Raw genomic sequence first — 26,722 nt, 5'->3', positions numbered from 1 at the left:
TTGACCTGCTCGTGACGCTAACGCACCCGGACGTCACGCTCAGCTTGTTTGCACTCGCCGAGAGCGACTCCCGGCAGGTCGAAGGGCTTATCGGACTCGTCGTAGGCATTGGAGGTGGAAGCCGGACGGCGGAACTGGAATCGACCGCAGTCACGGTCGTAGCGGTTCACCGCGCCGCGATGTACACCGCGATCCGAATGCCGAAATCGAGCGGGGCGACGGTATCGAAAACGCCATTTGAGAAGGGGGTCGCGGAAGCGTCGTACCGTGAGAAAGCGGTGCTCCTGCGCCACGTCACGCGCTCCGGCAGAAGAGCGGACATCGTGGAGCGTGCTGTGCGTGCGGCACCTGCATCTCGGGTCGTATCCCGGCGCATCGTTCCCGGCTGGGCGGACAACGCACCGTGGGTCACGCAGGGGCGGGACAGTGCTCAGCGACTTCGAAGATCGGGAGCGTTCCCCGGGACCAGATCGGTCAAGGTGATGCCGAGCACTTGGGCGGTAACGGGATTTCGAGGTCACGCCGCTATCGAGTGGCGTCGTCGAGGAATGATTAGCTTCGACAGGGCCGTGATGCGCAGTCTGCGCGTAGGACGCGCGTTCCGTGAGCATTCTCGACTGCGGCAACAGTCCCGAGCGTCCCTAGAGGCCCGTAACGGTTCGTAAGCATTCCACACTGGTCCTGCCTGCGGAACCGCTGGAGGTGGCTGACGAAACGGACGAAGGTACGTAGGCTCCCATCGAACCGAGGTACCCGTGAGCCACCACTAGCCCGTTCGAGTCGTCTAGAGCGGAGAACGTCGATCAGGACGGGACGATATGAGTGAGAACGCTCCGCGGGGGCTTCGGCGGATCATTGCTCGCATCGAACCTGGCGGGCCTGAGCTCATCGATGTGAGCTCCGGCTGGTACCCGCTTCTCGACCGGCTTGACAGAAAGCTCGCGGCGATCGCTCCGGGCTACGTCGTTCAGCAGGTCAAATCAAAGTTCGGCTCTCTCAGCTTTTACGCTCGGGCATCCGAAGACGTCTACGACTACAACGAAGAGTTCAGCGAAGCCATCCTCGCCGCTGAGTGGGAGAGCACGACGACCTGCGAAGAATGCCGGGCGCCGGCGAGGACCTACACGATCCGAATGTGGGTTGGCAAGCTCGTCTCACTCTGGTGGCAGGAATCTCACTTCGCGGCGGACCCTCGGCCCTGCCTCAAGTGATCCCGAAGCGGCACTGCTCATGAGGGGGAGTGTTTCATCCGGCTGCCTCCGAGTGCTGATGCCCAAGGGTCAAGCGCGACACGATTGGCCATCGTTTATACGCGACCAGTTCAGCTGCCGGTGCATGGACGGGGACGCAGCGATGCAAAATTTGCTCGCAGCAGAGGACCAGCGACGACGATGCTTGACGAGTCGATCAGCGTCGCATACTCTGCCTGGTAATCGATTGCCCGACTGCAGTTAGGTAACGCCGTCTTCGACCCGCTCGGTTTCCCGAGCAAGATCGGGATCAGCATGGGTCGTGTGTTCGTAGTCGGTTCGTTGAATCTGGATCGGGTAGTAACTGTTGATCGGCATCCTGTTCCGGGGGAGACGGTGGGAGGCAGTGACGTTCGGACTCTCTGGGGCGGCAAGGGCGCAAACCAAGCGATGGCCGCGGCGAGGCTTATCTCGGGGGAGGGGGATAGGGCTGGGTCGGTCTACCTGATCGGGCGTGTGGGAGATGACGAAGGCGGGCTGGCGTACCGCCGGCGGTTGTCGGAGGTTGGGGTCGGTACTAGCTCTGTCGTCGTGACCCCGGCTGTGCCCACCGGGTCGGCAATCGTGATTGTGAACGGTGACGGTGAGAACGCCATCGTTGTGTCGCCCGGGGCCAATTCCACCTTGACTGCTAGCGACCTAGAGCCGCTTGATGATCTCGGCCCCGAGGATGTTGTGGTGGTTTCACTGGAAGTTCCACTATCCATCGTGACTGCAGCATCGCAACGAGCTGAGGCCGCCGGAGCAAGGTTTCTCTTGAACCTGTCGCCGTTTGGGCCAGTACCGGAGGACGTGGTGATGAGCGCTGATCCGTTGATCGTCAACGAGCATGAGGCAGCGCAGGTACGGGCGGATTTGGGCTCGCACCCTTCGATGTTGATCACAAGGGGAGCAGCCGGCTCTGACTGGAACGGGCTGCACGTTCCTTCTCGCAGCGATGTGCAGGTGATTGACACGACAGGAGCGGGGGACGCGTACTGCGGAACCCTCGCTGCGGCTCTGGCTGGGGGCGGAGACGCGGAACACGCTATGGGACTTGCGACCGATGCCGCGGCGGCCGCGGTCTCGCGTGTCGGCGCGCAGTAGTTACTCGAGCCCCGGCGGTCGAAGTTCATCAACTTGAAACATGAACGTATTGGCAGGCCGAAGGCGACCTGCTTTAATCAGGTAATCGATTACCAGCGGACGGATTCCCGAGCCGCCCCACTGAAGGGACATCATCATGACACGAGTCACAACCGGCCAATCACGTCGGCGAATTTTGCGCGCTGCTGCTGTCGTCGGCGCCGTAGCGGTAGTCGGGGGTCTTGCCGCATGCTCCGCTGAGACGGACAAACCGGGCGATGATGATGCCCTGACGTCGATCAGGTTTGTGCAGGAGTGGCCGGTTCCGGATGGCTTCTGGATCCCATGGGTGGTGGCGAAAGATCAGGGCTTCTACGAAGACGCCGGCCTTGATGTTGACATCATGACACCGCCGAATGTGGCTGCCACGATGCAGTACCTGGGCACTGACGAGGCCGACATCGCATTCACAACCAGTGTGGATATCGTGACGGCTCGGTCGCAGGGTGTACCGGTGGTGGGTATCGGGGCGTACGGAACGAGCAATAACTGGGGTCTCATGAGCAAGACCAGCGAACCGATCGACCCTGCCGACCTCGAGGGCAAGCTCGTAGGGACCTACAACGACGCGTGGTCGAACGCTCAGCTCTCGATGATGTTGGCTTCTGTCGGGAAGACCATCAGCGACGTCACCCTCGTCACTGCAGATTCCAGCACAGTTCCTCTCCTGGTCGAAGATCAGGTGGACGTCATCACAGGCATCACGAACGCCGAGGGCAGTGAACTCGAGTCTCTCGGCGTCACTGACTACTCCATTGCCTACTCGAAGGACTTCGGCGCGCCGGATGCCCCCGTACTGATGCTCGCTGCGAACGAGGAGTGGTTGTCCGACAACACTGAGGCCGCTCAGTCGTTCATGGAGGCGACGATCAAGGGTCTGAACTACGCGCGGAACAACCCCGAGGAAGCGATCCAGATCTTCATGGATACGTACCCGGACGCGCAGACGCTCGAGTTCACGCAGCTGCAGTGGGATGCCACGGCCGCCTTGTTTGGCGAAGAGGGGGAGGAAGTAACTGCTGCGAACCTCGAGCAGTCTGCCGAGGTATGGCAGAACCTGGTCGACGTATCCGTTGAGTTTGACCTGATCGACGAGGCAATCCCCGTCGAGGAACTTTTCACGAATGAGGCATTGAAGAAATGACGCAGAACCGTACCGTCCTCCTTGCTGGAGAATCTTGGAGCACCACGTCGGTGCACACCAAGGGATTCGACACCTTCTACACGAGTGCCTATGAAGAGGGAGCCTGGCCATTCATCCGCGCTCTTGAGAGCAGGGGTTGGGCAGTTGACTTCCAGCCCAACCACGTTGCCTCCCTCGACTTCCCATACACAGCCGAGGAACTCGACAAATATGACGTCGTGGTCCTCAGCGATATCGGCGCCAACACGTTGCTACTGACCCAGTCCGTCTTCACCCAGGGCAAGCCAGCACCGAGTAACCGCCTGCGGGTCCTCGCGGATTGGGTACGGGAGGGTGGAGCGCTGCTGATGGTCGGTGGCTACCTCTCGTTCCAAGGTATTGAGGCGAAGGCCAACTACCGATCGACACCCCTCGCTGAAGTTCTTCCGGTGCTGATGGAGGTGGGGGATGATCGCGAGGAGATACCCGAAGGCGTTCGTCCTCTCTCGTCGGGGGAGCACGACGTCACGGCGGGCCTTGCCGGCGAATGGCCCGCAATTCTGGGATACCAGCGGTTCGCGGCTCGTGAAGGCGCTGAAGTGGTCGCAACGGCAGGAGATCATCCGCTCGTCGTGGTCGGCGAGGCCGGAGAGGGAAGGGTCGCCGCCGTCGCCACAGACATGGGGCCGCACTGGCTCCCGTCTGAATTCATCGAATGGGACGGCTACGCACAGCTGTGGGATCAGCTGATCGAGTGGCTTGCCGACAGCGGAACTCGGGAGCAAGCATGAACGCTGACATGTCCCTCGCTGACGAACCCCCTGAGGGTCTCGTCCGTGCGCAACGTCTCGCTATTCAGGTGGCCGAGGAGTTTGCGGAGTCTGTCCAGCCAGGCATGACAGAACGGCAGGTGCATGACGCCATCGACGAACGAGTCACCGAACTGGGCGGCACCGGGGTTTGGACCCCGACTGTGGTGGGTTTCGGTATAGGCACGCTCAGCTGCTTCCCAACGGATGTGCCCTCCGTTCGACCCCTGTGGAACATCGACTTGGGCACTATCGACGTCCACCCCATCACCCAGGACGGCTGGTGGGGAGACTGCACGCGCACGCTAATTCGCGGTGGAAATGTTCCGCAGCAGCAGGCACTGGATGCAGTAGAGAGAATCCATGAAGGGTTGCTCTCGTCTGCCCGCCCCGGAATGCGCGCCTGCGATTGGTACGCGGAGTTCCGGTCAGCGCTCGAGCCCACCGGGCTCGTGCTGCTTGACCGCCTGGGAAACATCGGCCACTCCCTGACCCAGGATTCTTCCTATGACCTCGGCTATATCGATGCCTACAACACCACAGTGATGACCGGAGCCTGGGCCGTCGAGCCGTTCATCGGCAACCATCTGTATGGCGTCAAGCGCGAGGACGTCGTCTGGTTCGGTCCTTCGAAGGTGACGGTCATTTCATGACGGAGACGACCCTCCCACCCAAGGTGGAGCTGAGCCAGGTCTCGCAGCGCTTCGGAGACACGCAAGCTCTCGCGCCGACCAACCTCACCATTCGTCGCGGCGAGTTCGTCTCGGTCATCGGCCCCAGTGGCTGCGGAAAGACAACCCTCTTCAACATCCTCTCCGGGATCTTGTCTCCCAGTTCCGGGATTGTGAAAATCGACGGCCAGGATACGACAGGCAAGCCGGGGCACGTGGGCTACATGCTCCAGAAGGACCTGTTGGTTCCCTCACTGAGCGCTCTCGAGAACATCACCCTGGGGGCACGGTTACACGGGCGGGTCACATCAGAGCAACGCACAGAAGCAGCAGAGCTGGCACGGCATTACGGGTTGGGAGACTTCCTCAACCACTTCCCGCACGCGATGAGCGGGGGAATGCGTCAACGAGTGGCCCTCATGCGTACGCTCGCCTTCGCGAAGGACGTCATGCTCCTCGACGAACCTTTCGGAGCCCTGGACAGTCAGACGCGGCTCGACATGCAGCAATGGCTGCTGCGCGTGTGGGCAGAGACGAGCTCCACTGTCTTGTTCGTCACTCATGACATCGACGAAGCCGTCTTCCTCGCCGACCGGGTGGTCGTTATGTCCCCACGCCCGGGCCGGATCAGCGAAATCCTCGATGTCAACCTGGAACGGCCTCGCGGGGTTGACATGCTCACCTCCGAGGCATTCATGTCACTCAAGAAGCGCGCGCTCGATCTCATCTACGGGCGTAGCCGCGGCAACCTGGACACGGGGGACCTGAACCCATGAGCATCAACGCAGAGCTTGCCGGCGGCAGTTCACGACGCTGGGTGACTATCATCACCCCTCTACTCTCCATCGCGGGACTAGTGCTGATCTGGGACCTGGCGGTTCGGATTTTCAGCATTCCAAGGTTCGTACTCCCTTCGCCCGGGGCGGCCTTCGCCGCAATCATCACCGACTGGGATGCCATCAGTCGAGGGATCGTGGCGACCGCCCAAGTGTTCGTTCTCGGATTCATCATCGGCGCGGCCCTGGGGTTCATCCTCGCGATCGTGATGTCATCGTCGAGGGTGCTGTTTCGGTTCCTGTACCCGATCATGATCGTGAGTCAGGCCATCCCGGTCGTCGCAATCGGGGCGGCGCTAGTGATTTGGCTCGGGTTCGGACTCGCGCCGAAGCTCGTTGTTGTGGCGATGATCGTGTTCTTCCCCGTCCTCGTCAACGTCTTGGACGGTCTACGCTCGGTCGATACCGACAGCATCAACCTCGCGCGCGCCATGGGTGCCTCGCGTTGGCGCACGTTCCGGGTCATCAAACTCCCCGCAACGCTGACACCTCTCTTCTCAGCGCTGAAGATGTCGGCGACGTTCTCCGTAACCGGAGCCATTTTGGCGGAGTCGCTTGCATCGACGACCGGTGGCCTAGGCGTTTACCTTTCCACCATGCAGGGCCGATTCAACACTCCTGGTGTTTTCGCAGCCATCATCGTGCTCGCGTCAATTGGCCTGCTCGCGTTCCTTCTGATCTCGCTGTGGGAGTCGGCCGCGACGCCGTGGCGCAGAACGAGCGTCGTGCCACGACGTCGGCGATACCGAGATGCACCGACCTAGACTGACTAGATGAGTAGGCGTCCAACCGTCAAGGATGTGGCCGAGGCGGCTGGGGTATCAGTAGCGACCGTTTCGCGCGCGCTCTCAGGCGTTCGCGCCGTGCGACCGGATCTCCGAGAAGTAGTGGTTCGCACTGCAGAGAACCTCGGCTACCGGCCGCATTCGATTGCTCAAGCGCTGCGTCGCTCGCGTTCGGGAGCGATCGGAATGGTTGTTCCCAAGATCGAGAATCCGTTCTTCCCTCAGCTCGTGGGTCATGCCGATCGGGTTCTTCAGGGGCACAACCTGGCTCTTCTGCTGTGCAGCGCTGACGATGACCCAGTGACGGAAGCGAAACGGATCTCCATCCTCGCTGAACGTCAGATCGATGGCCTCCTCATCAGCCCGTGCTCTCAATCGGCTAGTGCGCAGGCGTTGGCCGATGCTGCGGCGCGCATGCCTGTTGTCCAATTCGACCAGCGGACGCCCTCCGTGCATGCCCCGTTCGTCGGAGTAGACGATGCGGCGGGTATCGCAACTGTCACTGCGCATCTGGTAGCGACCGGCCGGCGCCGTGTCGCCTTCATCGGTGCGGACACAGACAACTGGTCCGGGGGAAGACGCCGCGAGGGTTTCGAGACGTGGGCTCGTTCGATGGACCCGACTGCGCTCGGGCGGATGGAATCAGGTGATTTCTCCCGAGAATTCGGGCATGGGGCGGCGAGGCGACTTTTCTCCGCTGACGAAGACATCGACGCGATCGTGTGCGCCAACGACCTCCTGGCACTTGGCGCCCTTGATGCCGCTACGGAGCTTGCAATTGACGTGCCTAGTCGCCTCGCCATCACCGGCTTCGATGACATCAATATTGCGACGGTCTCTCGCCCTACGCTGACAACGGTGCGTCAACCAGTCGCGGAGATCGTAGAGACGGCGATCGGTATCTTGCTTCGTGCAATCGAAGGTGACGAGGACGACGTATCCGACGTCCTACTGCCCGTCGAGTTGGTCATCCGAGACAGCGCACCCTGACTTCAACCAAAAGCCTTTCTATCCCAGGCATCGAGCAGCTCGTCGTAGATTGAGACGGCCTGCTCCAGGAGGCGCATCGACACCGACTCATTCGTGGTGTGAGGTTGGTCAGGGTCGCCGGGGCCGACGATAAAGCTGCGGCTGAGGCTCGGGTCGAGAACAGCGGCATCAGTGAAGTAAGACACGCCGCGGGGGTCATCTCGCCGCCCGGTGATAGCCGCCACCAGGTCGACAATCGTCTGAGTGACAGGGGATTCTGTGGGCGACCACACGGCCGGCAGCTCCAGCACGGAATCGACTCGGCCGAATCGCTCTAGCAATGTCCGCACGGGCTCGGAAGAAGCGCCCGGAACGGGACGTACATCCACAGTCATTCGTGCGTGATCGGGAACCAAGTTGGTCTGACTACCACCTCTGATGGTGCCCACGCTTGTCGTTCGCGCGCCGAGCTCAGCGTGTACCGCCCCCTGCCCTACCGCTCGAAGAGCGGTGATCGCGTCCGCCAACGGCTCGATCGCGTTGACGCCGAGGTCTGGCCGTGATCCGTGAGCGGAGAAGCCTGAGGTTGTCACTTCAAACCACGAAGCGCCCTTATGCCCGAGACGGACAGCGTTCGACGTTGACTCGCCAACAATGAGAATCTCGGGAGGCTGCATGAGGCCAGTCTCAAGTATGGTCTGTGCTCCGCCGCAACCCGTTTCTTCCCCGGCTGTCAGGACTACCGTGAATCCACGTGCGTTACGACGGGCGGCCGCGGTGGCTGCGAGTACTATCGCTGCCACCCCTCCCTTCATGTCGCTGCTGCCGCGACCGAAGAGACGGTCACCATCCTGATCCGCAGACAAGGGCCCGTGCTTCCACTCGGCGTCCCCATAGGGCACGGTATCGACGTGACCTGATAGGACGAACGCGCCGCCCCCGTTCCACCTCGCCACCAGGCTTGTCCGCTCAGGCGACCAGGGGACGGTCGAGACGTCAAAGCCGGCACGAGCCAGCAGGGGCGCCAGCAGATTGACCGCCTTCTCTTCACCATGCCCAGCAGTGTCCGTCCGAATCAACTGTGATGCCAGGGCGACTACGGCTTCCCTCATTGCGATGCCGTAAGGAGGTAGGCCTCCATCCGCCGGTCTTTGACGGGGTTATTGAACTGGCCCCAGCCTCGGCTTCGACGAGCGTCGGAAAGGTCGACACTTGCCATGAGGAGCTCGGGATCGGTCGGGCTAGCGGGGCCAGCAACGGGCCATCCCGTGTGCGAGACGATGAGGCTCTGGCCGATGAACGGCTGCCCTCGCTCAACTCCCACACGGTCGGCCGCCGCGATCACTACGCCGTTGCTGTGAGCGGAAGCCATGGACAAGATCGTGGCCATCGCTGGTTGACCTTCTTGCTGTCCAGGTATGGGGACCCAATTTGTTGGGACACAAACCAGGTCAGCACCCGCCAAGACGAGCGAGCGGTAGCTTTCGCCGAACCACCCGTCGTAGCAGATCATCATTCCGATCCGACCGATCTCAGTGTGCACAGCAGGAAAGCCGACGTTGCCGGGTTCGAAGTAGAGCGCTTCCTCGTCCCAGAGATGTACTTTTCGATACACAGTGTGGGTGCCGTCTGGCAGGCACATGATGCTGGCGTTGTAGAGGGCTGTGCCGTCACGCTCGGGGAACCCGGCGACGACAATGATGTTCAGCCGAGCAGCCAGTTCCATCCACGCGGATGTGGCTGGACCCACACCTGGGACTTCGGCTAGGTCGTACGCCTCCTCGCGAGACCCCATCATGTACCCCGAGCTCACAAGCTCCGGCAGCACCACAAGGCGTGCACCTGAGGCTGCCGCTTGCTCGGTCAAGTCGGAGGTAATCCGAATATTGGCGGATACGTCGCCGAACACGGGCTCGACCTGGCCCGCAGCAATGATGATGTTGGACATGAGATGCCTCCGCGGTTGGGTAATCGTTTGCCCGTAGTCTGCCACGATGTTCCACCCCTCAGCGGATGAATTCACACCCTTGAAACATCAACACTGGGGACCGTCGATGAGGATGGTTGTACCTCCGGCATCCCTGGCTCGAATGGGCCTGCTCGCACGACAGCAGATCGCGCCGTAGTCGTCCCCGACCGTGGGCCTCCAACGCCGGCGCTGTTGGGGTGCGGTGCGCGCGTGCAATCGGATACTCGCAAAACTTTCTCTTGCCGCGAGCAGTAATTGTACTTAGTATCCTGAGTATGAGAAGAGAAGCACCGCTGTACGCGACTCTCCGAGACGATCTGCAGCGACAGATCACGTCCGGCCGACTCGTGGTTGGCACCTGGTTGCCCTCTGAGGCGGAACTGCAGAAGCAGTTCGGCATCTCGCAGTCTCCGGTGCGTCGCGCGCTCCGCGACTTGGAGCAGCTCGGATTGATCTCTCGGCATCAGGGGCGCGGCTCGGTGGTACGGAGTCGCGAACTGTCAGCTGCCAACCGGATGATCGGTCTCGGCACGGAGCTGCGTGAGCGTGGCCACGTTGTCGAGTCAGTCACACTTGAGCCCGCGCGCCTCGAGACGGCACCTGACCACGTCTGTCGGGAATTGGAACTTCCGGAGGGTTCCACGGCATACCGGTTGCATCGTATGTTTCTTGTCGATGGGGAGCCGTGCGTCGTGTTCATTCACTTCCTGTCGCCGACTATCGGCGAGGGTCTGGGTGGAGACGTTGACCGAGCTTCGTCGCTGTATCAGTTCTTGAGCTCGAGGGGATTTGCTCCGATCGGGGCGAGGGAGACCATCAGCGCCGAAACGCTTTCGAGCGCGCAGGCCGCGGAACTGGATCTAGAGGCCGACGCTGTTGCGCTCATTCGTCATCGGGTTGCATTCACTGCCGATTGGACTCCGGTTGAGTCCACGACCTACTGGGCGCGAGCTGACCGTTACTCGATGACTTTGGACATCCACGACCCATCGCAAACCTGACGGGTTCTCACTAACTCGAAACATCTTCACGCTGTACCGCGGTACCCGCGCCGTCTGTTCGTCGACGCGGTCCAGCTTTGCCGAAAGGAACTGAGAGTGAAACAGCCCATTCCACAGCGGCGGGACACCCGCGAGAACGATCCCGTTCTGTAGCACGACGATGAAAACGAGACCACCGAGTGTGCGGAGAACTGAACCTTCTCCGCCAAGGATGGAAGTACCGCCGACGACGACGGCTGCGATCGCAAGGAGGGTCACCTCGTTGCCGCTGGATGCTTGCACGACGCCGACCCGGCCGACGTAGATCAGGCCGGCGAGGCCGACAAGTACGCCGATGGTGAGGTAGGCGAGGAAGGTCAGTCGGTTGACTCGAATGCCGGCGAGGCGCGCGGCCTCGGGGTTCGAGCCTGTCGCGTACAGTTCGCGACCGGCGGGGCGCTTGTACATGAACCAAGCGAGGAGCGCGTAGACGATGATCACGGGGACGACGACCATTGGCACCCCGAGCACGCGCTCTCCTGAGAAGATCGGAGCGATTGGGGCCGCGAAGAGGTCGTTGCTGTTCCAGAGTGCGAACAGAGCTGTCTGGAAGATCGCTGCGGTGCCAAGTGTCGCAATGATTGGCGGCACTTTGCCGAACGTCACGAGGATCCCGTTGATGGCTCCGAGTAGCGCTCCGACAACGACGGTCGCGACGACCACCACGAAGGCGGGAAGACCCGCGCCGCTCAGCTTTGCGACGGTCCAAGCGACGATCCTAACAGCGAAGCCGGTAGAGACATCGATACCTCCCAGAATCACAACGAGCGCGACGCCCGCGCCTCGCCGCGGCGAGCGACTCCGGACGGAGTTCGAGCGCATTCACTGGTAGGGGAGCAGGACGAATCGATGACAACCAGGCGGCGCGGTCAGCGTCGCGTCGCGCGTACGATGACGTCCTGCAACGTGACCTGAGATCCGCGAGGGTCGCCCGTCGTTCGGTCACGCTCCTCGGCGGTGTGGACCGTCCAGTGCGCGGCGTCGAGCAGAGCGGTCACCTCGGCGACACCGGCCGTCGCCCCCGGTGGGTGATCGGCGGCCGAATGGCTGTCTCCCTGGGAATGGCTGTGGCCGACGATGAGGAGGGTGCCTCCGGCCTGCACCCAATCCGCAAGGCGCCGGTAGAACGCGAGTTGGCCGATCGTCGGATGGGCGTAGAAGGTGGTGACGAGATCGAACGGCTCGGCAGGCTGCCAGGTCGTGAGATCGGCGTGCAACCATGTGATGCGTTTTCGCGATTCGCCCGGCGCCTGAGCGCGGCGAAGCGCCTCGGTCGAGATATCGGCGGCGATCACCTGCCAGTCCCGGTCGGCGAGCCATGCCGCTTCGGCACCTTCACCGCTGCCGGCATCCAGCGCTGTGCCCGGGGCCAGATCACGGATCTCGCGTTCGAGACTGGGATGCGGGGGCATGCGATGGCCGCCTTGTGCGTCTGAGCTCCAGTGCCCCTCCCAGTAGTTCTGGTCGAAGTCGTCGCTCATCGATCGCCATCCGACCGCGACAGTGCTTGCCGAAACTCGATCATGGACTCATCCTAGGATCACGATCTCAACGCGTCACAGAATGATGTCATCCACGCCGCTCAGCGCGCGCCACGCACGGGCTCGCGCACCTTGCGCATCGAGCACATCGGCACCCGGCAACGGGCCGAAGTCAATCCCGGTCATGCCGGCGATCTCGTCGATCGGTACCTGGAAGGTGCGGAACGCACCCAGCGGCGGCGCGGCGAGGATGCCCTGGTCCGTGTCGACGAGCTCGGTCTGATCGAGGAGGAACCCGGCCGCGGCGAGCCCGTCCGCGCCCTGCCAAGCGGCGACCTTCCAGAACTGGAGCGGGACGTGGATACCGCGATAGGGCGGGTCGTCATCGCCCAGCACCGGAGCGGTGAAGACGGAGACGCGCTGATCTGTCGTTTCGGCGTACGCGAGCACGTGATCCTCGAGCCCGAGCCAGAGCTCCTTCGACTGATTGAAGCCCGCCGCCTGCGGAGCGGCGTTCGGGTAGAAGAACGTCGCCTCCGTCGCCTCCCGAGCCTCGTCGGCGTCGCCCCACCCCGGATCGCGACGCCGCACGAGGTGCCCGCGGTCGAGGTCGTTGCGCGCGTAGACATCCGGGCCGGTCTGCTCTTCGGCATCCACCCGGGGGTCGAGGCGCCAGTCCCCGGTGCGCGGGACGCTCTGCAGACGCGCGCCATCGATGTTCACGGCGGTGACCGCCGCGAGACGGCGCTGCGGATCGAGCAGCACCGTGAACCGCGGGTACGTGAGGTCGCGCATGGTTCCGGATGGCCGGGGGAGGGGAAGGGAGGTGGCTAGGAACTCGGAGTCGTAACCGTCGGTCATGCCTCCATCGTGCCTAATGCCGGGTAACAGCGCGTGAACGGGTGAGGGCACGCTGCCTCACGACGCCGGCGGCTCCATCGGCAGCTGCGGGCCGTGGTTCCAGGCGAGGATCGCCGGCTGTTCGCGGTCGTAGCCCAGCACCGAGACGGATCCGGCGCCGAACGTGATGGATGCTGCGAATCGCGGCGCCTGCCGCAGGAAGACCGCGGCGAGAATGCGCAGATAGTGCCCGTGCGCGACGACGGCGACGTCGCCGGAGGCCATCGCCGGGAGCACCCTCGTCAGCACGCGTGAAGCGCGAGCCGCGACCTCTTCGACGGTCTCGCCCGGGGTTTCGCCGCGGATCACGCCGTGTGTGAATGTCGACCAGTTGTAGCCGAGCTCGGCCCGGATGTCCTTCGTCGTCCGCCCCTCGTATCCGCCGTAGTCCCACTCGACGAGCAGCGGATCAATGTCGGCGTCGAGCCCCGCGAGCTCGGCGGTGCGGCGAGCTCGCTGCAGGGGAGAGCTCAGCACGAGCCGGAAGTCGTAGTCGCGCACCAGCTCACCCGCAGCGCGGGCGAGCTCCTCTCCGTGCGCGGTCAGCGGGATGTCGGTGAGCCCGGTGTGGCGCCCGGTGCGCGACCACTCGGTCTCGCCGTGCCGCAGCAGCACGAGCTTGCCCTGCGGGTTGTCCGGGGCAGGCGTTTCGGGCAGCGGGTCAGCAGCATCCACACCGCAACCGTACTCGCCGACGTCCAGGTGGGGCGACGATCTCAATCCTCCGGGAACCGCACCCCGGTGAGTTCCTGCGAGATCGTCCACATCCGAGCGGCGTCCTTCTCGCTCCGCAGGCGCGAGTACAGTTCCTGCTCGGCCGGTGCTCCGCCCAGGTGACGGAACCCCTTCGGTCCGTACAGGTGCCGCGGCTGCGCATCAGACGAGGCGGCGGCGTACAGAGCGGGCAGAGACGCGGATTCGGGTGTGCCCACGATGAGACCCCGCGCCGACAGCCAGCGGATCACCTTCACCTGCACCGTGTCGGATGACCGTCCGACCTCCGGGCGTGCCGACAGTAGGCTGGTCGGTGCGACACCAGGATGCGACAGGTTGCTCGAGATCCCCCACCCGTGCGCCGCACTTCTGCGATCGAGTTCGAGACCGAACAGGCCGAACGCGATCTTCGACTGACTGTACGCGCGCATGCCGTCGTACGAACGCTGCCACTGCAGGTCGTCCCAGTTGATGCCGCCCTGGTCGGCGGCGATGCTGATCTGAGACGTCACGCGCGCTGAACCGGCACGCAGCAGCGGCAGCAGCTGGGCGACCAGCGCGACATGCGCGAGGTGGTTGGTGCCGAACTGCAACTCGAATCCGTCGCTCGTGGTCTGCCGTTCCGGGGGAGTCATGACACCGGCGTTGTTGATCAGCAGGTGGATGGGCGTCCCTTCGGCGCGCATCGTCTCGCCGAGTGCCGCCACCGAATCGAGCGACGAGAGGTCGAGGACGCGGGTGGTCACCTCAGCCGACGGTGTCGCCTGGGTGATCTCGGCGACCGCCGCCTCGCCCTTGGTCGGGTTGCGAACCGGGAGCACGATCTCCGCTCCGGCCGCGGCGAGGCGACGGGCGATACGCAGGCCGATGCCGTCGCTGCCGCCGGTGAGGACGGCTCGTTTGCCCTTCAAGTCAGGTAGGGGGATGTCGATGTCTCGGGATGCCACAGTAGGTTTTCTCTCTGCCTGATCGGAATCTCTACGGTCCACATTCGCGCTGCGGACGATGGTTATCCAGGACTCGTCAGTCAGTGGATGCCGTGAACGCGGCACGGTAGAACGGAAGCATGGAGATCGACCGCGCGGAGCTGGCGACATTCTTGCGACACCGCAGGGAGTCACTGCAGCCCGAGGATGTGGGCCTTTCCCGCGGCCCTCGTCGCCGCACCGCAGGTCTTCGCCGTGAAGAGGTTGCGGCGCTGTGCCACATGTCACCCGACTACTACGCCCGCCTCGAACGGGGCACTGGTCCGCAGCCATCCGAACAGATGATCGCGTCGATCGCGCAGGGACTGCACCTGTCGATCAGCGAGCGGGATCACCTTTTTCGGCTGGCAGGACAGCAGCCGCCCGTGCACGGCGCATCCAGCGAGCACATCAGCCCGGGGCTGCTTCGGATTCTCGACCGCCTCCAGGACACCCCGGCCGAGATCGTGACCGAGCTGGGCGAGACCCTGCGGCAGACTCCGCTCGGGGTCGCGCTCACGGGCGACCTGACCAGCTTGGTCGGCGACGAGCGCAGCATCGGCTATCGGTGGTTCACCGATCCGAACATGCGCACGCTGTACTCGCCGGAAGATCACGAGCAGCTCTCGCGCCTGTGGGCATCAGGCCTGCGCGAGGTGATGGCGCTGCGAGGACCGTCATCGCGCGCGGCGCACCTCGCCGAAGCGCTGACGGCGAAGAGCGCCGAGTTCCGCGAGTACTGGGGCCGCCAGGAGGTCGGGGTGCGCCCGAACGAGGTGAAGCACTTCACGCATCCGGAGCTCGGGATGATCGAGCTCACCTGTCAGACGCTGGTCGACCCCGCGCAGTCGCATTCGCTGCTCGTGTACACCGCGGTTCCCGGATCGCAGAGCTCCGAGAAGCTGCGCATGCTCTCGGTGATCGGCAGCCAGCGCCTGTGAACGGCGGAGACGCTCCGACCACTCACGCTCACGGCCGAACGCGAACCGTCCGCCCCTCGACGGTGACCAGGTCGCCGTCGTGAAGCTGGCGGCCGCGGCGTCGCTCGGTCTCGCCGTTGACGCTGACGTAGCCGTCGATGATCACCTCTTTGGCATCGCCGCCGGAGTCGAGGAGCCCGGCGAACTTCAGGAACTGCCCCAGGCGGATCATCTCGCCGCCGATGGAGACGTCGGCCTCCGGTTCGTTCGTCATGCTTGAAATCGTAGTCGCCGGTGGCATCGAGGTCAGCGCTCGCCGGATTTCCGCGATCGTCGCCGGATGACGATTCCGGCCTCGTTCGACGCATCCTGCCGGTCGTACCAGAGGTCGACCTTCTCGCCGCCGACGACGAGGTCGTTCATCGGCAGGCGCTCCTGCTTCCTGACGAAGCGAGGGATGCCCGCGGCATCCACGAACGCGTACGTCACCGTCGCGAGAAGCACGCTGGCCTCGCCGCTCGGGACGTCGTAGCCCCGATCCGTGACGACGCCGGTCACCGGATCCGATGACCGCACGATGGCATCTTCGCGAGCCGTCATCCGGATGCGCCTGCGGCGTGCCCACACGGCAGAGCCCAGCATCCCGATGCCGATCGCGCCGACGATCGCGACCTCCGCTGTCAGCGACGGGGGTGCCAGCCAGGCCGGCGGCACGGCGGCGACGCTCCGGCCGACGGCGACCCCGAGCAGTACGAGCCCGAGGGCGGCCGAGATGCCGAGGAGTCGCGGATTGCGCGCGGAAAGCGTCACCCAGCGGATGATCGCGAGCACCGTCACCGCCGAACCGGGGAACGCCAGCACCAAAGCCACGACGCTCGCGCCGTCGAAGACGTCGTACCTGATCGCGTTCGCGAGCATCCGCGACAGGGCGCAGGCGGCGAGGGCGGGCATGACGAACACGACGACGGCCGGCAGCGCGAGACTGCGGGCGGTGGGCGTGCGCCGATCCCGATCGCGTCGGGCTGCATCCGGGTCCACGGTGCTCATGGTCTCATCCCACCACCGCCAGCGGCCTCCCGATCACACGAAGTGCACGGATCACACGAAGCGCCCGGGCTACACGAAACGGACCTTGTGCTGCAGCCGCGTGCGCACGTCGAACAGCTCGTTGCCGCCGATGTCGCGGGCGCCGGGCACGCCCTGCCGCAGCACCATGCTCAGCGCGCTGCGTCGCACGACGACGACCGGAGTGCCGCGCACCTTGCCGAGTGTCGTCACCGCCTGGTCGAGGTCGTCGTCGGGGAGGACGATGATCGCCCCGCCGAAGCGCACCTTCGCCGCGCGCGCGATGACGCGCATGCGCGCCAGGAGAGTGGCGACCGGCGCGCGTCCATCGACGCCCTCGCCGATGACCTCACCGCGGCGGAAGCGGGCGACCTCGGCGAAGTCCTCCGACATCACCCCATACAGCCCGGACGGACTCAGGATGACGTGGTCGAGCTTGTCGGCCGGATCGGAGCTCGTCGCCACGTCGTGCCACACCGTGAACCCCATGCCGAGGTCGGCGACGGTGCTCGCGGTCGCCTCCTCGGCGAGGGCGTCTGCAAGAATCCGCCGGATCTCCCGCGGGGCGGTCCGCACCAGCGCCGGATCGTACGGGTCGTCGAGTTCGACGCCACGACCCGCCCACTCGCGGATGAGTGCCAGGTAGCGTTCGCGGCGCCAGCCGCCGGGGTGTCCGTACGATCGCGCCTTCGGCCGCGAGTCGGTGCGCGGCGGCGGTGCGCTCCAGCCGCTCCAGTTCGGCGTGGTGTTCGTATCGAAGCCGGTGGTGGTGGTGCTGGATGCTGTCGCGAACCCGTGGCCGCGGTCATAGGAGGTGCGCGCTTCGGGCGTTCCGACCAGCTCCCACGCCCGCTGCACCTGGATGAACGCGGAGGCGTCGCCGCCGGCATCCGGGTGGGTCTGCCGCAAGCGCAGGCGGAACGCCCGCTTGATCTCCTCGGCGGTGGCGGTGGGGTCGACGCCGAGCACCTCGTAGGCCGAGGCGGAGAGCGGGCTGTCGAACATCAGTCCTTATTATCGTCCGCACTTGCTATGCGCGGGTCGGGCATGACCCGGACACCCGATCAGCTGCCGCGGAAGACACCGTCGACGATCAGGCGCATGACTCGCCGTTGTGCGCCGTTCATGCCCTCCGTCGCGACGGCCGTGAGGGTGTCGGCGTGCATCCGATCCGTGGCCGCATCGCCGACGGACGTCGGCACGTCGGCTTCGGCGTAGAACTCTGTGATCGCCGTCACCGCGCGATCGGCCAGCGCCGTGATCTCCGTCGCATCGGCTGTGTCGGGCAGTTCCAGGATCGCCTGGTTGATCGGGGCGAACTCGTCGGCGGCACCCTTCACCGTCTCGATGAAGCTGAGGTTGTCGTCCTTCGGGACGAGGTGCGCCAGCACGATCGCGACATTGCGCGAGACCGGGTCATGGCCGAGCGCTTCCATGGCCAGCAGCGCTTCGGGTGACAGATCTGGCGATGCGCCGAGACGAACCAGCTCGTCGATCTCGGCGCGGATGCGCACGAGTTCGGCGATCCGCGAATCGATCTCGGTGCGGAGCCCACGGAGGGACTCGCGCCCCCGTTCCTCGGAATCCAGCATCGCGGCGATGTCCTCCAGGGTGAAGCCGAGATTCGCGAGTCGTGCGATGCGCAGCACGAGAACGAGATGCAACGACGTGTACTGCTTGTAGCCGTTCGACAGCCGCTCGGGTTCGGGCAGCAGCCCGACGCTGTGCCAGTGTCGGATCGAGCGCAGAGTCACCCCGGCGACATCGGCCAGCTGCTGCGTGCTCCAGGTCACGATCACTCCGTTTCTGCGTGGGCGGTCAGATCCATTGTGTCCAAGGACCGGAAAGCAGGGGCGAACAACGCGATCACGACCATCAGGACGATCATGGCGGCGAGTGCGATACCGGCGACGACCAGCCCGAAGCCGGAGGCGAGCGCAGCGATGGGTGCCGACGTCAGAGCGGGTGCCGCCATGAGCAGCGCGTTCTGAGCGCCGAGCACGCGTCCGCGCAGCGGATCCGGCGTCGCCTCGATCGTCACCACCCCGAGTACGGCCGACATGGGGCCGTAGGTCAGACCGATGAACACGGCAGCAGCCAGCACCATCCACGGTGCCGCCATGGTGCCGATCGCCGTGAACCCGATCCCCACTCCGATCATCCCGATGACGAACCAGGCTCGTCGCGAGACTCTGCCGACCGTCGCCGCGTAGAGCGCGGCGCTGACCAGACTGCCAACGGCGATGCCGGTGGCGGCGAAGCCGCTGAACTCCGGCAGGTTCGAGGCGGTGAAGTAGGCGGGCAGGATCGTCGCCTGGAGGGCGGCGATGACCGCGACGAGCACAGCGGTGACGATGCTCGCGCCGAGGACCAGCCTGCTCCGGAGCAGGAAGCGCCACCCCGTCACAAGGTCGGTGAGCACCCCCCGGATCCCGGCGTTCGCCCCGCTCCGCTCCGTCGCGGTGATGTCTCCCACGCGAGGCGACATCGCGAACGATGCCAACGCCGCGGCAAGGCTCAGGCCTGCCGTGATGAACAGAGCCGTCGAACTGACTCCGAACAGCCACACCAGCAGTCCGCCGAGGCCCGGTCCGATCAGCATCAGCGCGCTGGCCAGAGATTCGCGGATGCCGATCAGACGATCCAACGCCTCGCGACCGTGGCCGCTGAGCAGGACCAAGCGGGGCAGAAGGGTGTCTCGTGCCGTCAGGCCCGGTATGTCGCCGAACGCGCCGATGATACCGAGCACGATGAACCAGGTCAGGTTGAGGCCCCAGAGGACGTCGACGACGGGTACGGCGGCGATCGAGGCGGCCGACAGCACATCGCTGACGATCGAGACCGTGCGACGGTTCACACGATCGATGACGATACCGGCGAGCACCCCGACGACTGCTGCTACCGCCGCCGTGACCGACGCGAGGATGCCGGCTGCGAGGATGTCGCCGGTCTTCGCCAGGACGAGCAGAGGGAACAGCACGGCCGCGACACCGTTGCCTAGAAGAGAGAGGCTGTACGACCCCAGGTATGCCCACGTGTTTCGGCTCATACCCCCATCTCAGACTGTGACGCCGCGGCATGGTCAAGCGTGAGTCAACGGGGGCTGTCGAACATCAGTCCTTATCGTCGTCCGCATTTGCGATGCGCGGGTCGGGCATGACCGTGTCGATCTGCGGCTTTGCGTTCGCCTGGGCGCGCCACCACACGACGAAACCGACTGCCGTGAAGGCGCCGTAGAAGACGTACATGAATCCGGTGGCGAAGTAGCCGGCGCTGAACAGCAGGGGCACGCCGACGACGTCGACGGCGATCCAGATCAGCCAGAATTCCGTCCAGCCCTTGGCCATGCCGTACGTCGCCAGCAGCGACCCGACGAAGGTCCAGGCATCCGCCCAGACCGGCTCGTAGGAACCGAGCAGTCGGAACAGGGGAGTCAGCGCCACCGTGCCGATGACGAGCGTCAGCACTAGGCCGATACGCGCGCCGGTGGATGCCCAGCGCGGAGTGACCTGGCCCGTGCCGGATGCCGCCTGCCGCCAGCGGATCCAGCCGTAGATCGCGACGGTGATGAACATCACCTGGCGCCCCGCCTGCCCGAGCAGGTTCGGCAGGTCGTGTTCGGGGCTGAGGATGCTGCCGAGGAAGACCGTGAGCAGCAGCAGGTTGCCGACGATCCCGACCGGCCACGCCCAGATTTTGCGTCGCATACCGCCGAGCGCACTGGCGAGTCCGAAGACATTTCCGATGACCTCGCGGATGAGCAGCGTCTGCCCGCCGGGCAGCATCCATTGTGAGTTGAAAGCGTCGACGAGCCATCGCAGGACGTCCATCGTTCTCCCTGTGCTTCTCCCATCCAGACTGTGACTGTCGGTACCGGAATTTCACCGGTTCAATCGCTGCCCGGAGGGGCTGCGAGTCGCGGACTATGACCGCCGGTTCGGACTTTCACCGATCCCGGAGCACGTATGTGTTCGGTTCGAACTTTACCGGAGGAGTTCGTCCAGACCCGATACAGCGGCGTCGAAGCGGTCGGACGCGTTCGGCGGATCTCCGACGGGACGGGCGACGTAGCAGGTACTCATTCCCGAGACTTGCGCGGCGCGGAGATCCCATGCGTGCGCCGCGACCATGAGAATGCGCGCCGCCGGGCGGTCCGCGACCTCGATGGCACGACGGTAGAGGGCGGGCGCGGGCTTGTACGCCCCCACCGCGTCGGCGGTCACGGCCTCGTGCCAGCGCAGCCCGGTGTTCTCGGCGAGGCGGAACAGTGTCGCCGGCGCCGCGTTCGAGAGGGCGAGGATCGGCACTTGCTGAGCGATGCGTTCCAGCTCTGCCACGGAATCCGCCCAGGGCGGAAGCCGTTCTGACGCCGTCGCGAGCTGCCGGCCGGCCGCGGGGTCCGTCGTGGCCCCGTGCTGCGCGGCCTCGCGGAGCACGACTTCGGCCGCTTCGGTGTCGAGCACGGTCGAGTCGACGAACGATCGATCTCCGTAGGCGATCAAGGATTGCTGTTCGGCGATGTACTGCTGCCAGTGCGTGGTCAGAGCGTCGATCACCCCCGGCTCCGCCGTCGGCACCGTTGCCTTGATGGCGGACCGCAACCCGGCCGGCTCGTCGACCAGCGTCCCGAGAACGTCGAAGACGATCACGTCGATCTTCGTCAGCTGCAGCGTCATGATCGATCCAACCGTCGCCGTCCGCTGTGTGTTCCGAGCGCAAGTATGTGATCGGGAGCGACCCTGATGCGCGACTCTTGACGAAGAGAGAGGAGGCAGCGATGCATCCGGACACAGCGGCGCTTCCCTGGCTCGAGTACGTCGTGATGGGCGTGGTGATCGGTGGGTTCCTCACCTTCATCGTCGTCCGCATCGTCCTCACACGTGGTCAGGGCAGCATGACGGATCCGCTGCCCCGTCTTGACCGCACGGTGCGCGCGGCGACGGTCGTGGCCGTGCACGCTGTTCCGCCACGGACGCGGAGACGCTCCAGCCTCCGGCGACGAGAAGCCGCCGCGAACCACGACGTGTGGCTCATCGAGGTCGAGTACACGGACGCCGCAGGACATCAGCACCGGGCATGCCTGGCAGATCTGATCCCCACGCGTGCTCTGGAGCGCTTCACCATAGGCGCGGCGTGCCGGGTGTACGGTTTCGAGGCTCCGCACACGAGATTCCAGACGGATGCCGCCCCCGCCGCCCCCGCCGCCGAACGCTGTCTGCTCGCCGAAGAGCACGGCGGCGTGGAGCGAGCCGGCTTCGATCTCGACGGGGTTCGCGCGAAGTTCGAACGGCAGCTCTGGTCCGTGACGCGGGCGGGTTCACCGTTCCTCGGAGTCATGGCGTTCGTGACCGACACCGATCGCTGGCAGGGCGAGGTGATCGGTCATCGCACATCGTTCCCCGGGGATCCTCGAGGAGTGTGGGCGCGAGCTCACAGGGGGCCGGCGCCGTCGCTCGAACGTTCCCGTGACGTGCCGCGGCCGGAATCCGTGGCCGAGGTCGCCAAGTGGGAAGACCCCAACGGCTTCGGACGCACTGAGCTCTACCATGCACCGATCTTCTGGGTGTGTCTGCCGCTCGCTGCGCTCGGCTTCCTGATCTGGGGAACGGTCACTGACCCGGGCGACGGGTGGACGGGCAACCTGTTCGACGACGACACCATCGGCAATCTCTGGAACTACTGGCTGGTCTGGGTGGCTGTCGCCATCTGGCTGCTCATCGCCATCGGCGTGCTCGCGCTGCGGGTGTACGTCGCGTCAGAGGTGCGCGCGGACAACCAGTGGATCTACGAGCACGGTGTCCCCTGGGCGATCCATGTTTCGCCGTTCATGCGCAGTGGCGGCGAGGGCGAGAGTTGGCCGACCTTCATCGGCACCGACCACCGTGTACCGGATGAGAAGGCGGCCAGGATCCACGCGGCGCTGCGCAGTTGGCTGTCGAACGCCGAGGTGCAGTGGGAACTGGACTCGGGTTCGCTGCAGACACGGTCTGTCATCACATCGCAGGAGCTGTTCGGCGCCGACGCCGCAGGCGGAGGCTATATCGCTTCGGTTCCTGGTTTCGGCTCAGCCGACCACTTCGCCGCCCACGAATGGGTTCTCCTCACGGAGCCGCGCGACGACGACGGAGACGTCGGCGAGCCGACTGTCACCGCGGTTCCCCTCGAAGAGAAGCGCCAGAAGATGCGCAGAAAGCTTCGCGCCAAAAGCGCGAGGCGGTGAGGATGCTCGACACCCGCTTATACTGACCAGCCATGGCCAGATATGTGAGCGACACCGCCAGAGCCAACTGGAGCTCACTGATATCGGTGTCCCTGGGCGTCGGACTCGTGGCCGTCGCCGCGGTGAGTGGTGAGCTCGCCATTGGTGGACGCGCCGGCAACCTCGACGCCGCGGTGCTGTTCTACCTGATGGCCTGGCCGTTGTTCGCCGTCATCTACGCGACGTGGACCCACCTGACGTACACGCGTCGTGGGCCGCGAGCATTGGGAACCACGTCGCGCCGCGAACGTGCGCTGAAGCGCCGCTGGTGGTCGTTGTTGTTCGGCTATGGCGGCGCATCCAGTTGGACACTGACCGGTGCGGCGATCACCATCTTCATCACTCTGCTCATCGCGCAGAGCCCGGAGTACCGGCAGAGCGTGCTGCACGTCGCACTCGGCATTCTGTGCGTCGCGTCCTCCTGGACCCTGATGGTCTACGCGTTCGCGCTGGAGTTCCTGCGCGTGAATGCTGCGGACGATCGCGTGCACATCGATCTCGAGACCGGCGACGACATGATCTTCGGCGACTACCTGACGCTGACGGTGCTGCTGTCCACGATGGCCGCGACAGTTTCGGCGAAGATTCGCTCTCGCGAAGCCTGGGTGCTTGTGCGCAGCAACGTCCTGTTCGCTTTCGTCTTCAACTCCGTGATCGTCGCGATGGTGGTTTCACTGCTGCTCGGCGGCCTTCTCGGCTGACCCAGGGATTCAGTGCTGCGCGGCCGCCTTCACCGGCGACTCGCCGCCCTCGGTGAACGAAGGCTTCTTGCCCAGCATCCGCCCGATCAGCAGCACCACGCCGACGACGATCAGGCCCACCGCGAGCCCGGCGACGGCCGAGACGAAAGTCTCGCCGATCCATGCGATGACCGCGCCAGCCGGCGCGAGGAGGTCATGGATGCCGTGCAGCAGGTCGCTGAAGAAGACGATGCCGACCTCGCCGAGGTTCGCGAGCAGCAGGTGCCCGCCGACCCAGAGCATCGCGACCGTGCCGACCACGCTGATCACGCGGAACACCGCTGGCATCGACCGCACGATCCGCGCGCCCGTGTGCCGTACGCGGCGCGACTCGTTCTTCGCCATCTTCAGCCCGATGTCGTCGATCTTCACCAGCAGGGCGACGGCGCCGTAGACGATCCCCGTCATCAGCAGTGCGATCACGGCGAGGATCGCCAGCGTCATCCAAATGCCGAGCCCCGCATCGAGGTTCGACAGCGAGATGAGCATGATCTCGGTCGAGAGGATCAGGTCGGTGCGCACCGCACCCCACACGAGCTTGTTCTCATTGCGGGCGCCCTCGTCCGCGTGGCCGTGGTGGAGGCCGAACCACTCCAGCACCTTCTCTGCGCCCTCGAAGCACAGGTACGTGCCGCCGATGATCAGCAGGAACGGCAGCACCCACGGGGCGAACGCGGTGAGCAGCAGCGCGACCGGGATGATGATGAGGAACTTGTTCGCCAGCGACCCCAGCGTGATCTTCAGGACCACCGGCAGCTCGCGCGCCGGCGTGATGCCCTGCACGTACTGCGGGGTCACCGCGGCGTCGTCGATCACGACTCCGGCGGATTTCGCCGATGCCTTCAGCGCAGCGCTGAGGATGTCATCGACGACAGCGAGCAGACCAACCGACATGCATCCCCCTGAGAGAAGTTCAGGGAAGCAACACTACTGGCAGGTCAGTGGCGTCCGGTGAACTGATCCATCGACGAGTAGACCTTGAACACGTAGCGCGCCAGGAAGTCCCAGGTGTTCGTGGGCAGCAGACCGCGCAGCGCCATCGACAGCTTCACCGTCCACGGGCGCATCACCAGGGGCGTGCCGCGCAGCATCCCGTTCCACGCCGCTGACGTCGCGGTGCGCGGGTTGAGGATCGGTGTCAGCAGCGGACCGCGCGCTCCCTCGAACATGCCGGTGGAGACATAGCTCGGGCAGAACGTCGTCACCCGGATGTGCTGGTGCCCATACGCCTCCAGCTCGAGACGGACGGATTCGCCCCAGCCGATCATCGCCCACTTGGATGCCGCGTACACGCTCATGTTCGGATTGGCCAGGGTTCCCGCGGCCGACGCGATGTTGAGAATGCGCTTCGGGCGGGACGTGTCGGCGATCATGTCGGGCAGCACCTCGCGGGTCAGCCACATCGCAGCCAGCGTGTTGATGCGCATGGTCGCCTCGATGTCACGCTGCGGATCGTGCTCCCAGAACGGGGTGCCGCGCACGATGCCGGCGTTGTTGATCACGACATCCGGGGCGCCGAAGTCTGCGCGGACGCGCTCGATGCCGGTCACGATGTCTTCACGCTGCGAGACATCCACGCGGTAGGCGCGGACGTCGACGCCAGAGCGGGAGAGGTCGGCGGCGAGGGCGGTCGCGGCATCCTCGTCGATGTCCCACAGCGCAACGGCGCGGGCTCGCGCGGCGACGGCACGCCGGGCGTAGAGCTCACCCATGCCGCGTGCGGCGCCGGTGATGAGGACGAGAGCATCAGTGATCGGGTTCTCAGTCATAAGCGGAACGCTACGCGTTCCCCGCACGCCGCCCACGTTTGTTGTGCTCCCTCGAACATGCGGGAAGGGTTTCGTCGGTTACGAACGCCCGAAACCGACGAAATCCTTCTGGTCCGGGCGCGCAGCGCGCGGCGGGCCGGGCGCCCAGCGCGCGGCGGGCGGGGCGCTCACTCGGGCCGGGAGCGGATGCTGAGGCCGAGCTTGCGCTGATGCACCGAGAAGTAGCGCAGGCCGTCGTCGCCGGCGACGAACCGACGGGGCGAACGGGCAGGGAGCCAGACGATGCGGCCGGGCTCCAGCGCGATGGCATCCGCGTCGCTCTCGAGCGTGCCCGAACCTGCGAGCACCACGATGACGACGTCGAGCTCGGGCCCGGTGTGCGCACGGATCTCGTCGCCGGCAGGCAGCACGATGACGTTCGCGTCGAGGCCGCGTTCGGCAGGCTCGAGCCGCCACGCGGAGCCGGCATCGGCCGCAGACGCGGTGAAGGCATCGCCGACGATACGTGGCAGGGCGGAGGTTTCGGCATCCATCGTCGTTCTCCTGTCGTGAGCGCGCTTCCTGTGTGTTCCTCCAGAATGGCACCCGCGCCGCAATCGTGCGTCAGACTTGAAGAGCGATAAAGGAGCGTGCACATGACCGACACCGGAACCATCACCCGCACACCCGGCACCGAGACCGCCGTCCTCGCCGGCGGATGCTTCTGGGGCATGGAAGATCTCATCCGCCGTCAGCCCGGCGTCCGCGCCACCCGCGTCGGCTATACCGGCGGCGAGAACGCGAACGCGACCTACCGCAACCACCCCGGCCACGCCGAGGCGGTGGAGATCGTCTTCGACCCGACGGAGACGACGTACCGCGACATCCTGGCGTTCTTCTTCCAGATCCACGACCCGTCGACGCTCGATCGCCAGGGCAACGATGTCGGGTCGAGCTATCGCTCCGCGATCTTCCCGCTGAGCCCCGAGCAGGAGCAGGTCGCCCGCGACACGATCGCCGACGTGGATGCCTCGGGCCTCTGGCCGGGCGCCGCGGTCACCACGATCGAGCCCGAGGGTGCGTTCTGGGAGGCCGAGCCCGAGCACCAGGACTACCTGCTGCGCATCCCGAACGGCTACACCTGCCACTTCCCCCGCGCGGGCTGGGTGCTGCCGCAGCGCGCCGCCTGACCGCGCACTGCCTGACCACGCGCTGCCCGGCACGCCCGCGGCCCGGCGCTGCCCGGCGCGCGCCGCACACCGTTCAGGTCGCGAATCCTGCCGCAATGAGCCGCTCAGCCCTCTTTGCCAGGCTGTGTGTGAGTCGTTCGGCTCGGGGAATGGAGTCATGAGA

The 26,722-nt window shown here is 65.1% G+C and carries 29 protein-coding genes, 1 pseudogene and 1 riboswitch; of the genes and pseudogenes, 13 read left to right on the top strand and 17 right to left on the bottom strand.

What is annotated here, in order from left to right:
- Positions 1–818 precede the first annotated feature (818 nt).
- The 8 genes from ACTICP_RS05815 to ACTICP_RS05780 all read left to right on the top strand — a co-directional run bounded on the left by ACTICP_RS05815 (position 819) and on the right by ACTICP_RS05780 (position 7,589).
- Positions 819–1,211, top strand: a complete 393-nt coding sequence (locus ACTICP_RS05815) for a hypothetical protein (protein WP_441890426.1) — start codon at positions 819–821, stop codon at positions 1,209–1,211.
- 294 nt (positions 1,212–1,505) lie between these two features.
- Positions 1,506–2,336, top strand: coding sequence for a ribokinase (locus ACTICP_RS05810; RefSeq protein ID WP_441890425.1), 831 nt, complete (start codon positions 1,506–1,508; stop codon positions 2,334–2,336).
- 175 nt (positions 2,337–2,511) lie between these two features.
- Positions 2,512–3,519, top strand: coding sequence for an ABC transporter substrate-binding protein (locus ACTICP_RS05805; RefSeq protein ID WP_441890423.1), 1,008 nt, complete (start codon positions 2,512–2,514; stop codon positions 3,517–3,519).
- The gene (locus tag ACTICP_RS05800) at positions 3,516–4,289 is read left to right on the top strand and encodes a glutamine amidotransferase (RefSeq protein ID WP_441890421.1); all 774 of its coding nucleotides are present in this window, start codon (positions 3,516–3,518) and stop codon (positions 4,287–4,289) included. The genes ACTICP_RS05805 and ACTICP_RS05800 overlap by 4 nt, the downstream gene beginning before the upstream one ends.
- The gene (locus tag ACTICP_RS05795; protein ID WP_441890419.1) at positions 4,214–4,960 is read left to right on the top strand and encodes a M24 family metallopeptidase; all 747 of its coding nucleotides are present in this window, start codon (positions 4,214–4,216) and stop codon (positions 4,958–4,960) included. The genes ACTICP_RS05800 and ACTICP_RS05795 overlap by 76 nt, the downstream gene beginning before the upstream one ends.
- On the top strand, positions 4,957–5,754 hold the full coding sequence (locus tag ACTICP_RS05790) for an ABC transporter ATP-binding protein (protein WP_441890417.1): 798 nt from the start codon (positions 4,957–4,959) through the stop codon (positions 5,752–5,754). The genes ACTICP_RS05795 and ACTICP_RS05790 overlap by 4 nt, the downstream gene beginning before the upstream one ends.
- A complete protein-coding gene (locus tag ACTICP_RS05785) occupies positions 5,751–6,578 on the top strand; it encodes an ABC transporter permease (RefSeq protein WP_441890415.1) in 828 nt (275 codons plus the stop codon). The genes ACTICP_RS05790 and ACTICP_RS05785 overlap by 4 nt, the downstream gene beginning before the upstream one ends.
- Before the next feature lie 9 nt (positions 6,579–6,587).
- Positions 6,588–7,589, top strand: a complete 1,002-nt coding sequence (locus tag ACTICP_RS05780) for a LacI family DNA-binding transcriptional regulator (protein WP_441890413.1) — start codon at positions 6,588–6,590, stop codon at positions 7,587–7,589.
- Positions 7,590–7,591: 2 nt separating this feature from the next.
- On the opposite strand, the gene ACTICP_RS05775 is transcribed toward ACTICP_RS05780, so the two are convergent.
- Complete coding sequence (locus ACTICP_RS05775) at positions 7,592–8,680, bottom strand: M20 family metallopeptidase (protein ID WP_441890411.1); 1,089 nt, start codon at positions 8,678–8,680, stop codon at positions 7,592–7,594.
- Positions 8,677–9,516: a nitrilase family protein gene (locus tag ACTICP_RS05770; RefSeq protein ID WP_441890409.1), complete on the bottom strand. Its 840-nt coding sequence runs from the start codon at positions 9,514–9,516 to the stop codon at positions 8,677–8,679. The genes ACTICP_RS05775 and ACTICP_RS05770 overlap by 4 nt, the downstream gene beginning before the upstream one ends.
- A 296-nt stretch (positions 9,517–9,812) precedes the next feature.
- Between ACTICP_RS05770 and ACTICP_RS05765 the strand changes: the two are divergent.
- A pseudogene (locus ACTICP_RS05765) lies at positions 9,813–10,439 on the top strand (GntR family transcriptional regulator); the annotation flags it as partial.
- Here ACTICP_RS05765 and ACTICP_RS05760 read toward each other — a convergent pair.
- The 5 genes from ACTICP_RS05760 to ACTICP_RS05740 form a co-directional block, all read right to left on the bottom strand.
- Positions 10,398–11,399: an ABC transporter permease gene (locus ACTICP_RS05760; protein ID WP_441890407.1), complete on the bottom strand. Its 1,002-nt coding sequence runs from the start codon at positions 11,397–11,399 to the stop codon at positions 10,398–10,400. The pseudogene ACTICP_RS05765 and the gene ACTICP_RS05760 sit on opposite strands and share 42 nt — an antisense overlap.
- Before the next feature lie 47 nt (positions 11,400–11,446).
- Positions 11,447–12,058, bottom strand: a complete 612-nt coding sequence (locus ACTICP_RS05755) for a class I SAM-dependent methyltransferase (RefSeq protein WP_441890405.1) — start codon at positions 12,056–12,058, stop codon at positions 11,447–11,449.
- A gap of 75 nt (positions 12,059–12,133) precedes the next feature.
- Positions 12,134–12,919, bottom strand: coding sequence for a DNA/RNA non-specific endonuclease (locus ACTICP_RS05750; RefSeq protein WP_441890403.1), 786 nt, complete (start codon positions 12,917–12,919; stop codon positions 12,134–12,136).
- Between the two features lie 57 nt (positions 12,920–12,976).
- Entirely contained in the window at positions 12,977–13,633 is a 657-nt protein-coding gene (locus tag ACTICP_RS05745; RefSeq protein ID WP_441890401.1) for a histidine phosphatase family protein, read from the bottom strand.
- A 41-nt stretch (positions 13,634–13,674) separates the two neighbouring features.
- Complete coding sequence (locus ACTICP_RS05740; RefSeq protein ID WP_441890399.1) at positions 13,675–14,619, bottom strand: SDR family oxidoreductase; 945 nt, start codon at positions 14,617–14,619, stop codon at positions 13,675–13,677.
- Between the two features lie 119 nt (positions 14,620–14,738).
- Here ACTICP_RS05740 and ACTICP_RS05735 point away from each other — a divergent pair, with 119 nt between their 5' ends.
- Complete coding sequence (locus ACTICP_RS05735; protein ID WP_441890397.1) at positions 14,739–15,578, top strand: helix-turn-helix transcriptional regulator; 840 nt, start codon at positions 14,739–14,741, stop codon at positions 15,576–15,578.
- Between the two features lie 28 nt (positions 15,579–15,606).
- On the opposite strand, the gene ACTICP_RS05730 is transcribed toward ACTICP_RS05735, so the two are convergent.
- The 7 genes from ACTICP_RS05730 to ACTICP_RS05700 all read right to left on the bottom strand — a co-directional run bounded on the left by ACTICP_RS05730 (position 15,607) and on the right by ACTICP_RS05700 (position 21,298).
- Entirely contained in the window at positions 15,607–15,831 is a 225-nt protein-coding gene (locus ACTICP_RS05730; protein WP_441890395.1) for an RNA-binding S4 domain-containing protein, read from the bottom strand.
- A gap of 32 nt (positions 15,832–15,863) precedes the next feature.
- The gene (locus ACTICP_RS05725; RefSeq protein WP_441890393.1) at positions 15,864–16,604 is read right to left on the bottom strand and encodes a hypothetical protein; all 741 of its coding nucleotides are present in this window, start codon (positions 16,602–16,604) and stop codon (positions 15,864–15,866) included.
- 69 nt (positions 16,605–16,673) lie between these two features.
- Complete coding sequence (locus ACTICP_RS05720; protein ID WP_441890391.1) at positions 16,674–17,627, bottom strand: J domain-containing protein; 954 nt, start codon at positions 17,625–17,627, stop codon at positions 16,674–16,676.
- Positions 17,628–17,686: 59 nt separating this feature from the next.
- The gene (locus ACTICP_RS05715; RefSeq protein ID WP_441890389.1) at positions 17,687–18,415 is read right to left on the bottom strand and encodes a MerR family transcriptional regulator; all 729 of its coding nucleotides are present in this window, start codon (positions 18,413–18,415) and stop codon (positions 17,687–17,689) included.
- Between the two features lie 2 nt (positions 18,416–18,417).
- Entirely contained in the window at positions 18,418–19,671 is a 1,254-nt protein-coding gene (locus ACTICP_RS05710) for an MFS transporter (RefSeq protein WP_441890387.1), read from the bottom strand.
- A 64-nt stretch (positions 19,672–19,735) separates the two neighbouring features.
- Complete coding sequence (gene pnuC / locus ACTICP_RS05705; RefSeq protein WP_441890385.1) at positions 19,736–20,452, bottom strand: nicotinamide riboside transporter PnuC; 717 nt, start codon at positions 20,450–20,452, stop codon at positions 19,736–19,738.
- Positions 20,453–20,459: 7 nt separating this feature from the next.
- Positions 20,460–20,588, bottom strand: a riboswitch (FMN riboswitch).
- Positions 20,589–20,605: 17 nt separating this feature from the next.
- Positions 20,606–21,298, bottom strand: coding sequence for a haloacid dehalogenase type II (locus ACTICP_RS05700; RefSeq protein WP_441890383.1), 693 nt, complete (start codon positions 21,296–21,298; stop codon positions 20,606–20,608).
- 101 nt (positions 21,299–21,399) lie between these two features.
- Here ACTICP_RS05700 and ACTICP_RS05695 point away from each other — a divergent pair, with 101 nt between their 5' ends.
- Together ACTICP_RS05695 and ACTICP_RS05690 are read left to right on the top strand one after the other, a co-directional pair.
- Entirely contained in the window at positions 21,400–22,842 is a 1,443-nt protein-coding gene (locus ACTICP_RS05695) for a hypothetical protein (protein ID WP_441890381.1), read from the top strand.
- A gap of 32 nt (positions 22,843–22,874) precedes the next feature.
- On the top strand, positions 22,875–23,582 hold the full coding sequence (locus ACTICP_RS05690) for a DUF1345 domain-containing protein (RefSeq protein ID WP_441890379.1): 708 nt from the start codon (positions 22,875–22,877) through the stop codon (positions 23,580–23,582).
- Between the two features lie 9 nt (positions 23,583–23,591).
- Here the strand turns inward: ACTICP_RS05690 and ACTICP_RS05685 are convergent, their stop codons facing one another.
- From ACTICP_RS05685 to ACTICP_RS05675, 3 genes are all read right to left on the bottom strand, one after another.
- On the bottom strand, positions 23,592–24,515 hold the full coding sequence (locus tag ACTICP_RS05685) for a DUF808 domain-containing protein (protein WP_441890377.1): 924 nt from the start codon (positions 24,513–24,515) through the stop codon (positions 23,592–23,594).
- 44 nt (positions 24,516–24,559) lie between these two features.
- Positions 24,560–25,390 carry an SDR family NAD(P)-dependent oxidoreductase gene (locus ACTICP_RS05680; protein WP_441890375.1) on the bottom strand — a complete coding sequence of 277 codons (831 nt, stop codon included), beginning with the start codon at positions 25,388–25,390 and terminating at the stop codon, positions 24,560–24,562.
- 167 nt (positions 25,391–25,557) lie between these two features.
- The gene (locus ACTICP_RS05675; RefSeq protein WP_441890373.1) at positions 25,558–25,923 is read right to left on the bottom strand and encodes a cupin domain-containing protein; all 366 of its coding nucleotides are present in this window, start codon (positions 25,921–25,923) and stop codon (positions 25,558–25,560) included.
- A 102-nt stretch (positions 25,924–26,025) separates the two neighbouring features.
- Here ACTICP_RS05675 and msrA point away from each other — a divergent pair, with 102 nt between their 5' ends.
- Positions 26,026–26,559, top strand: a complete 534-nt coding sequence (gene msrA / locus ACTICP_RS05670) for a peptide-methionine (S)-S-oxide reductase MsrA (protein WP_441890371.1) — start codon at positions 26,026–26,028, stop codon at positions 26,557–26,559.
- The last annotated feature ends 163 nt before the right edge of the window (positions 26,560–26,722 follow it).

Source organism: Microbacterium sp., from assembly GCF_052102115.1.
Classification (GTDB): Bacteria; Actinomycetota; Actinomycetes; order Actinomycetales; family Microbacteriaceae; genus Microbacterium.
This window is presented reverse-complemented; position numbering and strand designations above follow the sequence as displayed.